Genomic DNA, 12580 nt, shown 5'->3' with positions numbered 1-12580 from the left:
AAGCGAATTAGTATTGTCTTAAGTTGTTGTATAGCCTGAGGAGACTCAGGTTATATGGTCAAGAAGAGAAGCGCAAACGGTGGATGCCTTGGCAGTAAGAGGCGAAGAAGGACGTGGAATCCTGCGAAAAGCTCTGGGGAGTTGGAAACGTGCGTTGATCCAGAGATGTCCGAATGGGGGAACCCGGCTCACGAGAGTGGGTTATCTGCAACTGAATACATAGGTTGTAGAGGCGAACTCGGGGAACTGAAACATCTAAGTACCCGAAGGAAAAGAAATCAATTGAGATTCTCCTAGTAGCGGCGAGCGAACGGGGAAGAGCCTGGTATGATTTATCATTAATAGAAGTGGAACAGTCTGGGAAGGCTGGCCGCAGAGGGTGAAAGCCCCGTACACGTGGTATTAATGAAGAACTAAGCATACGAACAAGTAGGCCGGGACACGTGTAATCCTGGTTGAATATGGGTGGACCATCATCCAAGGCTAAATACTCCTTACTGACCGATAGTGAACCAGTACCGTGAGGGAAAGGCGAAAAGAACCCCGGAGAGGGGAGTGAAATAGAACCTGAAACCGTTTGCGTACAAGCAGTGGGAGCATGGCTTAGGCTGTGTGACTGCGTACCTTTTGTATAATGGGTCAGCGAGTTACTTTCAGTGGCGAGGTTAACTGAATAAGGAAGCCGTAGAGAAATCGAGTCTTAATAGGGCGCGAGTCGCTGTGAGTAGACCCGAAACCGGGCGATCTAGTCATGTCCAGGATGAAGGTTGGGTAACACCAACTGGAGGTCCGAACCGGGTAATGTTGAAAAATTATCGGATGAGGTGTGACTAGGAGTGAAAGGCTAATCAAGCCCGGAGATAGCTGGTTCTCCCCGAAAGCTATTTAGGTAGCGCCTCGTGAATGATTACTGGGGGTAGAGCACTGTTTCGGCTAGGGGGCTGTCATGGCTTACCAAACCGATGCAAACTCCGAATACTGGCTAATTGAATCACGGGAGACACACGGCGGGTGCTAACGTCCGTCGTGAAGAGGGAAACAACCCAGACCGCCAGCTAAGGTCCCAAAGTTATAGTTAAGTGGGAAACGATGTGGGAAGGCCCAGACAGCCAGGAGGTTGGCTTAGAAGCAGCCATCCTTTAAAGAAAGCGTAATAGCTCACTGGTCGAGTCGGCCTGCGCGGAAGATGTAACGGGGCTAAAACTATACACCGAAGCTGCGGATGTGTACTAAGTACACGTGGTAGGGGAGCGTTCTGTAGGCTGAAGAAGGTGCATCGAGAGGTGTGCTGGAGGTATCAGAAGTGCGAATGCTGACATGAGTAACGATAAAGAGGGTGAAAAACCCTCTCGCCGGAAGTCCCAGGTTTCCTGCACGACGTTAATCGGAGCAGGGTGAGTCGGCCCCTAAGGCGAGGCTGAAGAGCGTAGTCGATGGGAACCAGGTTAATATTCCTGGACTTTTTATAGGTGGTGATGTGGGGACGAAGAAGGCTAGGTGAGCCGGGCGTTGGTTGCCCCGGTACTGGCATGTAGGCGGAGAGACCTGGCAAATCCGGTTTCTCGAAACGCTGAGGTGCTGAGTGGTTCTGACCATACGTGGTGCAGAGAAGTCATTGATGCCCCGCTTCCAGGAAAAGCTGCTAGCCATAACCTATAGAGAACCGTACCGCAAACCGACACAGGTGGACAAGTAGAGAATACTAAGGCGCTTGAGAGAACTCGGGTGAAGGAACTAGGCAAAATGGTACCGTAACTTCGGGAGAAGGTACACCTTTGCTGGTTAGTTACCACGCGTAACGAAGCTGGTGAGGGTCGCAGAGACCAGGTGGCTGCGACTGTTTATTAAAAACACAGCACTCTGCAAATTCGAAAGAAGACGTATAGGGTGTGACGCCTGCCCGGTGCCGGAAGGTTAATTGATGGGGTCATCTTCGGAGAAGCTCTTGATCGAAGCCCCGGTAAACGGCGGCCGTAACTATAACGGTCCTAAGGTAGCGAAATTCCTTGTCGGGTAAGTTCCGACCTGCACGAATGGCGTAACGATGGCCACGCTGTCTCCACCCGAGACTCAGTGAAATTGAAATCGCTGTGAAGATGCAGTGTACCCGCGGCTAGACGGAAAGACCCCGTGAACCTTTACTACAGCTTTGCACTGGACTTTGATGATAACTGTGTAGGATAGGTGGGAGGCTAAGAAGTGCGGACGCCAGTTCGCATGGAGCCGACCTTGAAATACCACCCTGTTATTATTGAGGTTCTAACTTGGACCAGTAATCCTGGTTGAGGACAGTGTATGGTGGGTAGTTTGACTGGGGCGGTCTCCTCCCAAAGAGTAACGGAGGAGCACAAAGGTACCCTCGGTACGGTCGGACATCGTACCAAGAGTGTAAAGGCAAAAGGGTGCTTGACTGCGAGAGTGACGGCTCGAGCAGGTACGAAAGTAGGTCTTAGTGATCCGGTGGTTCTGAATGGAAGGGCCATCGCTCAACGGATAAAAGGTACTCCGGGGATAACAGGCTGATACCGCCCAAGAGTTCATATCGACGGCGGTGTTTGGCACCTCGATGTCGGCTCATCACATCCTGGGGCTGAAGCAGGTCCCAAGGGTATGGCTGTTCGCCATTTAAAGTGGTACGCGAGCTGGGTTTAGAACGTCGTGAGACAGTTCGGTCCCTATCTGCCGTGGGCGTAGGAAAATTGAGAGGAGCTGCTCCTAGTACGAGAGGACCGGAGTGGACGAACCTCTGGTGTACCGGTTGTGACGCCAGTTGCATTGCCGGGTAGCTAAGTTCGGACGGGATAACCGCTGAAAGCATCTAAGCGGGAAGCCTCCCTCAAGATGAGTTTTCCCATGAAGCCCGTTGAAGACTACGACGTTGATAGGCGAGGTGTGGAAGCGTAGTAATGCGTGAAGCTAACTCGTACTAATTGGCTGATTGTCTTGACCATATAACCTGAATCGCTTCAGGTATGGCAACTGAATGACATGCTTGTGTAACCAATGCAATTTACTTTACCAGCCTGTGAGACAGGCAAAGCTTAATCCCTTTGCTTCTCCGCAGGATAACAGTTTTCCTGGCGACTATAGCGGTCTGGAACCACCTGACTCCATCTCGAACTCAGAAGTGAAACAGACCAGCGCCGATGATAGTGTGAGGCGTCCTCATGCGAAAGTAGGTCATCGTCAGGGCTTTATTTAAAATAGTCATTCGCGTAGAATGCGAATGCTGTGCTTGCATAATAAGGCTACTTAAAGTGGCCTGACTAAGGCACATAGTGAAAGAGTATTGCTGGCGTAGCTCAGTAGGTAGAGCAACTGACTTGTAATCAGTAGGTCCCGGGTTCGATTCCTGGTGCCAGCACCATCTAGATCTAGTCCTCTTTACTGGACTAAAGCTATTGACTTTGGTCATACCATGAAAGAAAATGGCGTTCTTTTGGGAGGGGTTCCCGAGCGGCCAAAGGGATCAGACTGTAAATCTGACGGCTCTGCCTTCGAAGGTTCGAATCCTTCCCCCTCCACCAGTATTGTGCGATAAAAGTAAGTGAGCAAGCGGGTGTAGTTCAATGGTAGAACTTCAGCCTTCCAAGCTGATAGCGTGGGTTCGATTCCCATCACCCGCTCCAAGTTTTATAACAGCCTGTGAATAGAGCAGACTGTAGTTAAAGGCCCACATAGCTCAGGTGGTAGAGCACTTCCTTGGTAAGGAAGAGGTCGTTGGTTCGAGTCCAGTTGTGGGCACCATACAGTTATCAACTTTTGAATGGGGAGATCTTTCGATGGCGAAGGAAAAGTTTGAGCGTAAAAAGCCGCACGTAAACGTGGGAACGATTGGTCACGTTGACCATGGTAAGACCACATTAACTGCAGCGATTACTACGATAATGGCAAAGAAATACGGTGGAACAGCGAAGGCGTATGATCAAATTGACGCTGCGCCCGAAGAGCGTGAGCGTGGTATTACGATATCGACTGCGCACGTTGAATATGAATCAGCAAACCGTCACTATGCCCACGTAGATTGCCCAGGTCATGCTGACTATGTTAAGAACATGATTACTGGTGCAGCTCAAATGGACGGAGCTATTCTGGTTGTGTCAGCAGCGGATGGTCCGATGCCCCAGACACGTGAACACATTCTGCTATCCCGCCAGGTTGGGGTACCTTACATTGTAGTGTTCATGAACAAAGCAGACATGGTAGATGACCCTGAATTGTTAGAATTAGTAGAGATGGAAGTTCGGGACTTGTTAAGCAGCTACGAATTTCCAGGCGATGATATTCCGATTGTTGTTGGTTCAGCATTGAAAGCATTGGAAGGGGACACGAGTGAAATCGGTGTGCCTGCTATCGAGAAATTGGTAGAGACGATGGATTCCTATATACCTGAGCCAGTAAGAAACATCGATAAGAGCTTCTTATTACCGATTGAAGATGTATTCTCAATCTCTGGACGCGGAACAGTAGTAACTGGTCGTGTTGAGAGTGGAATTGTTAAAGTTGGTGAGGAAGTTGAAATTGTAGGTATCCGTGATACTCAGAAGACAACTTGCACAGGCGTTGAAATGTTCCGTAAGCTTCTTGACGAAGGACGTGCGGGCGATAACGTCGGTGTGTTGCTACGAGGAACGAAGCGAGATGAAGTTGAGCGCGGCCAGGTATTGGCTAAGCCAGGTACAATCAAGCCTCATACCAAGTTTGAAGCCGAAGTATATGTTCTGTCAAAAGATGAAGGTGGTCGACATACTCCATTTTTTAATGGTTACCGTCCCCAGTTTTACTTCAGAACGACTGACGTGACTGGTTCATGTGAATTACCAAGCGGTATAGAAATGGTAATGCCAGGTGATAACGTCCAAATGACAGTTAGCTTGCATTCACCCATTGCTATGGACGAGGGATTGCGTTTCGCAATTCGTGAAGGTGGCCGCACAGTTGGTGCCGGTGTTGTCGCAAAAATCATTGAATAAATGATGAAGGTGTGAGACTGAAAAGTCTCACACAATATGCTAATGTTAGGCCAGTAGCTCAATTGGCAGAGCGGCGGTCTCCAAAACCGCAGGTTGGGGGTTCGATTCCCTCCTGGCCTGCCAACAATTAGATAAATATGAAAAATTCAAGTGATTCCAAATTAAACTTTAAAGAAATAGTATTGTGGTTTGGCATTTTGCTAGTCACAATTTTTGCTTTTTTAGGGACTTACTATTTTGAATTTACAGGTCCTATAAAAGCCATTATCTGGATTAGTTGGTTTGTCTTAGTAGCTGTCTTAGGATTTTTTACGTCCAAAGGAAAAGAGGTCTTTGCTTTTGCAAAAGACGCAAAAATAGAATTGCAAAAGGTAGTCTGGCCAACACGCCAGGAAACTATTCAAACCACATCTATTGTTATGGTCATGGTTGCAGTAACCGGATTTGTTCTTTGGGGTGTAGACTCTGCAATGATGTGGGTAATCGCTAAATTAACACATTTAGGTTGAGAATACGGTGGAAGAGCATAAAACTAAACAATGGTACGTCGTTCATGCCTATTCAGGCTATGAAAATTTTGTCATGCGCGAGATAAAATCACGCGCTGATCACCATCATCTACAAGATAAAATAGGTGAAGTAGTTGTTCCATCGGAAGAAGTTGTTGAAATGCGTGCAGGTCAAAAGAGAAAAAGCACGCGAAAATTCTTCCCAGGATACGTTCTGGTTCATATGGTTATGGATGATGAAACATGGCATATGATTCGTGCCATTCCTAGAGTTTTAGGATTTATTGGTGGTACAAGCCAAACACCAACGCCAATTACTGATAAAGAGGCGAGCGCTATTCTGCAGCGAGTTGAGGAAGGCGTGACGAAGCCTAAACCTAAAATTCTATTTGAACCAGGTGAAGTGGTTCGTGTTAAAGATGGACCGTTTGTTGATTTCAATGGCGTTGTCGAAGAGGTCAATTATGAGAAAAGCCGCTTAAGAGTCGCGGTATTGATATTTGGTCGCTCAACACCTGTTGAACTAGAGTTTTCCCAAGTCGAGAAGACCTAGATAGATTTGTATGTAACCGGGGAGCTAAAGTAATTTACATCAGTAAATGAAATAGCGTTATACCCATAAGGAGTAATAATGGCTAAAAAAGTAGAAGCATATATTAAACTGCAAATTCCTGCTGGTAAGGCAAACCCAAGTCCTCCAGTTGGTCCTGCCCTGGGTCAAAAGGGTGTGAACATCATGGAATTTTGCAAAGCATTTAACGCTGCAACCCAAAATATGGAACCGGGTTTAATTATTCCAGTGCAGATTGCTGTATATTCAGATCGTAGTTTTACTTTTATAACTAAAACGCCTCCCGCATCTGTATTGTTGAAAAAAGCCGCTGGTATTCAAAGTGGAAGTGGCACCCCAAATACCAAGAAGGTTGCTAAACTAAAACGCTCTCAACTCGAAGACATTGCGAAAATGAAACAACCTGATTTGACAGCAGGTAGTTTAGAAGCTGCAGTTCGTAGTATTGCTGGAACTGCTCGCAGCATGGGTATTGAAGTAGAAGGTTTAGAATAAGGGGTTTACCAATGGCTATAAGTAAAAAACAACAGAAAATTCGTGAAAAGGTGAAACCCAATCATCTTTACAATGCAACCGATGCAATTGCTATACTTAAAGAATTTGCTAGCAAAAATTTTGAAGAAAGTGTTGATATCAGCGTAAACCTTGGTGTTGATCCTCGTAAATCAGATCAAGTCGTACGCTCTTCAACAAATTTGCCAAAAGGAACTGGGAAAAAGGTTCGTGTAGCCGTATTTGCTCAGGGCGACAATGCAACTAAAGCTAAAAATGCTGGCGCAGATTTGGTAGGTTTTGAAGATCTTGCTGAACAGATCAAAGCAGGTGAAATGAACTTTGATGTTGTTATTGCAACTCCTGATGCAATGCGCATTGTTGGACAATTAGGACAAATTTTAGGACCACGTGGTTTAATGCCTAATCCTAAAGTTGGTACTGTTACAACAAACGTTGAAGCTGCAGTTAATGATGCCAAATCAGGTCAAGTTCGCTATAGAACAGACAAAAACGGTATTATTCATTGCACGGTTGGAAAGGTTACTTTCGCTGCTGAAGATTTAATTGAAAATATCGCTGCCTTGATGGTTGATTTGCGAAAAGCTAAACCAGCTTCTGCCAAAGGCGTATATTTCAAGAAAATTTCATTATCAACAACAATGGGGCCAGGATTACCTATTGATCTTGCTACAATACCTATGTAATATATATCGCCCTTTAAAACGCTTTCACGGCATAGACATGGTTCGATGCCGTCGAAGACCGCAGGTGCCACAGGCTTAATATCCTGCGCAGACGGTGAACCGACTCCGAGGTTTCTCTGAGACGGCCACCATAACTGTCAAATCCAAGTGATTTGCACAACTTAGGAGGTCAGTAACGTGACATTAACTTTAGCTGCAAAAAAAGCCGTTGTAGAAGAGGTAACAGCTGTTGCTTCTAAGGCTATTTCGGCAGTCGTTGCTGATTATCGTGGTTTAACAGTTAATCAAATGACCCAACTGCGTAGCGAAGCTCGCAAAGTAGGTGTTTATTTACGAGTTGTGCCAAATACATTAACTCGTAGAGCATTCGAAAATACTGAGTTTTCTTGCTTAAGCGATAAGCTGGTTGGTCCTTTGTTTATTGCTTTATCTCTCGAAGCGCCGAGTGATGCGGCAAGATTGCTAAAGGATTTCGTAAAAACATTTGATAAGCTTGAAGTCAAAGCATTAGCTGTCAGCGGTAAAGTTTATAGCGCTGATCAACTGGAAGCGGTTGCTAGCTTGCCGACTCGTGATGAGGCAATAGCTAAGCTAATGTATGTGATGAAAGCACCTGTTGAGAAATTTGTCAGAACACTTGCAGAGCCTCATGCCAAATTGGTAAGAACCGTTGCTGCAATTAAAGACACTAAACAGTAATAACCACATAATCTTTATAATTTTAACCTAGGAGCTAGAAATGGCTGTATCAAAAAATGAGATTTTAGAAACAATCTCTAACATGACTGTAATGGAAATTGTTGAGCTTATCGAAGCAATGGAAGAAAAGTTCAATGTTTCTGCTGCTGCCGCTGCTGTTGCAGTTGCTGCCCCTGCTGCTGGCGGTGCCGCTGCTGCTGAAGAAAAAACTGAATTCAATGTTGTTATGAGTAGTTTCGGTTCAAACAAAGTAGGCGTTATTAAAGCAATTCGTGAAATCACTGGTTTAGGCTTAAAAGAAGCTAAAGACCTGGTGGAAGGTGCTCCTTCAACTGTTAAAGAAGGTGTATCTAAAGACGAAGCAGCTGATATTAAGAAAAAGCTTGAAGAAGCTGGCGCGACTGTCGAAGTTAAGTAATACCGTTGTAGATAAGTTTAAGAACCCAGCCATGGTTTCATGGCTGGGTTTGTGTGTTTGATGATATCCAATAATTTTACAGAGGAACCACCATGGCAATTGCAGAAGCTAAACCTCAATATTCACATGCTGAGAAAAAACGATTTCGCAAAAGCTTTGGTAGGCAGGCAGATAAAATGGAAATTCCAAATCTGCTTGAAATCCAGCTCAAATCGTATCGAGACTTTTTAGAGACTGACCCTATTGGTAATGGGCAGCAGACAGGTTTACATGCTGCATTTTCATCAGTATTTCCTATCGATAGCTTTTCTGGGAATGCTAGACTTGAATATGTGAGCTACAAATTAGGTGAACCGGCTTTTGATGTGCGTGAGTGTAAGTTGAGAGGCTTAACATATTCAGCACCTTTACGTGTAAAAATTAGATTAGTCGTTCTGGATAAAGACGCTGCTGGTGAACCAAAACCCATCAAGGATATCCGTGAGCAAGATGTATTCATGGGTGAAATTCCTTTGATGACCGATGTGGGAACTTTCGTTGTAAACGGCACAGAGCGTGTTGTTGTTTCGCAGTTACATCGCTCTCCTGGGGTTATTTTTGAACATGATCGGGGTAAAACCCATTCTTCTGGAAAGCTACTTTATTCCGCTCGTATTATTCCTTATCGTGGATCCTGGCTTGATTTTGAATTTGATCCAAAAGATTGTGTTTTCGTACGCATTGATAGACGACGTAAATTACCAGTTACTATTTTATTACGTTCATTAGGTTATGAGACTGAAGATATTCTTGCCGAATTTTTTGAAGCCACAGTTTGTCAATTAAGAAATGGTGAATTTCATATTAATCTTATCCCTGCACGACTACGGGGTGAAATTGCATCATTTGACATTGTTGTTCCTGAAACTGGTGAGTTAATTGTTGAACAAGGACGTCGTATTACTGCTCGCCATATAAAATTAATGGAAAAGAGCAACATGCAAGATCTTGTTGTTCCAAGAGATTATCTAATCGGAAAAGTACTTGCTAAAAATATTATTAATACTGATACAGGTGAGGTATTGGCGCAGGCTAATGACGAAGTGAGCGCAGAATTACTGGACCAACTCGCTGATAATGGCATTCTGACCTTTGAGATGATTTATACAAATGATCTTGATCATGGCTCTTATATCTCTGATACCTTAAGAATCGATCCAACAACAAGTCAACTTGAAGCGTTGGTTGAGATTTATCGAATGATGCGTCCAGGCGAGCCACCAACAAAAGAGGCTGCTGAAGCATTGTTTAAAAACCTTTTCTTTGCCGAAGATCGCTATGATCTTTCTGCCGTTGGTCGCATGAAGTTCAATCGACGTGTTGGTAGAAAAGAAGATTCTGGTCCTGGTACATTAGAGAAAGAAGATATTCTTGCTGTAATTAAGACTCTTATTGATATTCGTAATGGTATTGGTATGGTTGATGATATTGACCATTTAGGTAATCGCCGTGTCCGAAGTGTTGGGGAAATGGCAGAAAACCAATTCAGAGTCGGTTTGGTTAGAGTTGAACGCGCAGTTAAGGAGCGTTTGAGTCTGGTTGAATCTGAGAACCTAATGCCACAAGATTTAATCAATGCAAAACCTGTTTCTGCTGCAGTCAAAGAGTTTTTTGGTTCAAGTCAATTATCACAATTTATGGATCAGGTTAACCCATTATCTGGGGTTACTCATAAACGCCGTGTTTCAGCTCTTGGCCCAGGTGGTTTGACTAGAGAGCGTGCAGGTTTCGAGGTTCGCGACGTTCATACAACACATTATGGTCGCGTATGTCCAATTGAAACACCAGAAGGACCGAACATTGGTTTGATTAATTCTCTCTCAGTATACGCAAGAACAAATGACTATGGCTTTATTGAAACTCCTTGTCGTAAAGTAATTGATGGTCGAGTGACTGACGAAATTGAATACTTATCTGCAATTGAAGAAGTTGATCAATATATCGCTCAATCAAATGTTGCTGTTGATGAAAAAGGTAATATTCTTGCCGATTTAGTTCCTTGCAGACATCAGAATGAATTTTCATTAACAACACCTGATAAGATTAATTATATGGATGTATCACCAAAGCAGATCGTTTCTGTGGCTGCTTCTCTGATTCCTTTCCTAGAGCATGACGATGCTAACCGTGCTTTGATGGGATCTAACATGCAACGTCAGGCTGTACCCACACTCCGTTCAGAAAAACCATTAGTTGGTACAGGAATGGAGCGTACAGTAGCTTCAGATTCTGGAGTATCGGTTGTTGCTAAGCGTGGTGGTATCATTGATTTAGTTGATGCGTCACGTATTGTAGTTCGTGTTAATGATGATGAAACCACTGCTGGTGAAGCGGGGGTTGATATCTATAACCTAACTAAGTACTTCCGCTCAAACCAAGATACTTGTATTAACCAACGTCCAATTGTATCAACAGGTGATCGTATTCAGCGCGGGGACATTCTTGCTGACGGTCCATGCACAGATATGGGTGAATTGGCACTGGGCCAAAACCTCTTGGTGGCCTTCATGCCCTGGAATGGTTATAACTTTGAAGACTCCATTCTAATTTCCGAACGAATTGTTCAAGAAGATAGATTCACAACCATTCACATTGAAGAACTTACTTGTATAGCTCGCGATACCAAATTGGGAACTGAAGAAATTACGGCAGATATTCCTAATGTGGGTGAGTCAGCTTTAGCTAGCCTTGATGAGTCTGGTGTTGTTTATATTGGTGCTGAAGTTAGCGCTGGTGATATATTGGTAGGTAAAGTAACACCGAAGGGTGAGACCCAACTTACTCCCGAAGAAAAATTGCTTAGAGCAATTTTCGGTGAAAAAGCATCGGATGTTAAAGATTCTTCGCTACGCGTTCCATCTGGAATGAACGGTACTGTAATCGATGTTCAAATCTTCACCCGCGATGGTCTTGAAAAAGATGAGCGTGCAAAAAGTATCGAGGAAGAACATCTTGCACGCGTACGCAAAGATTTAATCGACGAAAGGCGTATTCGTGAAGAAGATATTTATCATCGCGTGAGTAATCTATTGCTTGAGAAAGCTGCAACTGGTGGCCCTGGCAGTATTAAACCGGGTACAAAAATATCGTCTGAATATTTGGATAAAATCGGCCGTGAGAAATGGTTTGATGTTCGAGTAGACGACGATGTAACCAGTCAACAATTGGAACAACTTTCAAAACAAATGGAATTGCTTGGCAAAGAAATGGAGAAACGTTTCAATGACAGCCGCAAGAAAATTGTTCAAGGTGACGATTTAGCACCTGGTGTTTTGAAGATTGTTAAAGTTTATCTGGCCGTTAAGCGCCGTATTCAACCAGGTGATAAAATGGCTGGGCGGCACGGAAACAAAGGGGTTATTTCAATTGTTGTGCCCGTTGAAGATATGCCACATATGGCAGATGGTACTGCAGTAGACATCGTACTAAATCCATTGGGTGTACCTTCTCGTATGAACATCGGGCAGGTTCTTGAAACACACTTAGGGCTTGCAGCAAAAGGTCTTGGTCAAAGAATTGCTGCACTCATTGATACGCAACGACCAATAACGGAAGTAAGAGCTTATTTAGACAAAATCTATAATCATGATGGTCAACAAAGAATTCATCTAGATAGCTTAAATGATGATGAACTCATGATTTTAGCTGACAATCTAAGAGCCGGCGTTCCGATGGCAACACCTGTTTTTGACGGCGCTAACGAAAAAGAGATTAAAGCTATGCTGGAGCTAGCTGGCTTAAGAGCTGATGGAAAAACCATTTTGTTTGATGGCAGAACCGGTAAACAATTTGATAATCCAGTGACTGTTGGCTATATGTATATGCTTAAGCTTAATCATTTAGTAGATGACAAGATGCACGCACGTTCCACAGGTTCCTACAGCTTGGTAACTCAACAGCCACTAGGCGGTAAAGCTCAGTTTGGTGGACAGCGTTTTGGGGAGATGGAAGTGTGGGCACTAGAAGCTTATGGTGCTGCCTATACATTGCAAGAGATGTTAACAGTTAAATCAGATGATGTCGGAGGACGTACGAAGATATATAAAAATATAGTTGATGGTGACCATCGTATGGATCCGGGTATGCCTGAATCATTCAACGTACTATTGAAGGAAATCAGGGCTTTAGGTATCGATATCGAACTGGAACATGACTAATTCGTTCAGCGATAA

The 12580-nt window shown here is 44.2% G+C and carries 8 protein-coding genes, 5 tRNA genes and 2 rRNA genes; all 15 read left to right on the top strand.

Annotated features, from left to right (window positions below):
* The first annotated feature begins 56 nt into the window (after nucleotides 1-56).
* Nucleotides 57-2951: ribosomal RNA gene (locus tag PXX05_RS12155) — 23S ribosomal RNA — on the top strand.
* 125 nt (nucleotides 2952-3076) lie between these two features.
* A 5S ribosomal RNA gene (gene rrf, locus PXX05_RS12150) occupies nucleotides 3077-3192 on the top strand.
* A 99-nt stretch (nucleotides 3193-3291) separates the two neighbouring features.
* A tRNA-Thr gene (locus tag PXX05_RS12145) sits at nucleotides 3292-3367 on the top strand.
* Between the two features lie 75 nt (nucleotides 3368-3442).
* A tRNA-Tyr gene (locus tag PXX05_RS12140) sits at nucleotides 3443-3527 on the top strand.
* A 28-nt stretch (nucleotides 3528-3555) separates the two neighbouring features.
* Nucleotides 3556-3629 (top strand) — tRNA-Gly (locus PXX05_RS12135).
* Between the two features lie 42 nt (nucleotides 3630-3671).
* Nucleotides 3672-3747: transfer RNA gene (locus PXX05_RS12130), tRNA-Thr, on the top strand.
* A 35-nt stretch (nucleotides 3748-3782) separates the two neighbouring features.
* Nucleotides 3783-4973, top strand: a complete 1191-nt coding sequence (gene tuf, locus PXX05_RS12125) for an elongation factor Tu (RefSeq protein ID WP_275088455.1) — start codon at nucleotides 3783-3785, stop codon at nucleotides 4971-4973.
* A 47-nt stretch (nucleotides 4974-5020) separates the two neighbouring features.
* Nucleotides 5021-5096 (top strand) — tRNA-Trp (locus tag PXX05_RS12120).
* 14 nt (nucleotides 5097-5110) lie between these two features.
* Nucleotides 5111-5482, top strand: coding sequence for a preprotein translocase subunit SecE (gene secE, locus PXX05_RS12115; RefSeq protein WP_275088463.1), 372 nt, complete (start codon nucleotides 5111-5113; stop codon nucleotides 5480-5482).
* Between the two features lie 7 nt (nucleotides 5483-5489).
* Nucleotides 5490-6035, top strand: coding sequence for a transcription termination/antitermination protein NusG (gene nusG, locus PXX05_RS12110; RefSeq protein ID WP_476737576.1), 546 nt, complete (start codon nucleotides 5490-5492; stop codon nucleotides 6033-6035).
* A 78-nt stretch (nucleotides 6036-6113) separates the two neighbouring features.
* Complete coding sequence (rplK, locus tag PXX05_RS12105; protein ID WP_275088462.1) at nucleotides 6114-6548, top strand: 50S ribosomal protein L11; 435 nt, start codon at nucleotides 6114-6116, stop codon at nucleotides 6546-6548.
* A gap of 11 nt (nucleotides 6549-6559) precedes the next feature.
* On the top strand, nucleotides 6560-7252 hold the full coding sequence (gene rplA / locus PXX05_RS12100) for a 50S ribosomal protein L1 (RefSeq protein WP_275088461.1): 693 nt from the start codon (nucleotides 6560-6562) through the stop codon (nucleotides 7250-7252).
* Between the two features lie 177 nt (nucleotides 7253-7429).
* Entirely contained in the window at nucleotides 7430-7951 is a 522-nt protein-coding gene (rplJ, locus tag PXX05_RS12095) for a 50S ribosomal protein L10 (protein WP_275088460.1), read from the top strand.
* A gap of 40 nt (nucleotides 7952-7991) precedes the next feature.
* On the top strand, nucleotides 7992-8369 hold the full coding sequence (rplL, locus tag PXX05_RS12090; RefSeq protein ID WP_275088459.1) for a 50S ribosomal protein L7/L12: 378 nt from the start codon (nucleotides 7992-7994) through the stop codon (nucleotides 8367-8369).
* Nucleotides 8370-8461: 92 nt separating this feature from the next.
* Nucleotides 8462-12565: a DNA-directed RNA polymerase subunit beta gene (gene rpoB, locus PXX05_RS12085; protein WP_275088458.1), complete on the top strand. Its 4104-nt coding sequence runs from the start codon at nucleotides 8462-8464 to the stop codon at nucleotides 12563-12565.
* The last annotated feature ends 15 nt before the right edge of the window (nucleotides 12566-12580 follow it).

The sequence above is a fragment of the Legionella cardiaca genome (assembly GCF_029026145.1).
Lineage (GTDB): Bacteria > Pseudomonadota > Gammaproteobacteria > Legionellales > Legionellaceae > Tatlockia > Tatlockia cardiaca.
Note: the sequence above shows the minus strand (reverse complement) of the source record. Positions and strands in the feature narration are given on the sequence as shown.

What these genes read in the sequence shown, in the direction of transcription:
- rplK (WP_275088462.1), top strand. Translation starts at nt 6,114, where the DNA reads ATGGCTAAAAAAGTAGAAGCATATATTAAACTGCAAATTCCTGCTGGT.
- rpoB (WP_275088458.1), top strand. Translation starts at nt 8,462, where the DNA reads ATGGCAATTGCAGAAGCTAAACCTCAATATTCACATGCTGAGAAAAAA.
- tuf (WP_275088455.1), top strand. Translation starts at nt 3,783, where the DNA reads ATGGCGAAGGAAAAGTTTGAGCGTAAAAAGCCGCACGTAAACGTGGGA.
- rplA (WP_275088461.1), top strand. Translation starts at nt 6,560, where the DNA reads ATGGCTATAAGTAAAAAACAACAGAAAATTCGTGAAAAGGTGAAACCC.
- rplL (WP_275088459.1), top strand. Translation starts at nt 7,992, where the DNA reads ATGGCTGTATCAAAAAATGAGATTTTAGAAACAATCTCTAACATGACT.
- secE (WP_275088463.1), top strand. Translation starts at nt 5,111, where the DNA reads ATGAAAAATTCAAGTGATTCCAAATTAAACTTTAAAGAAATAGTATTG.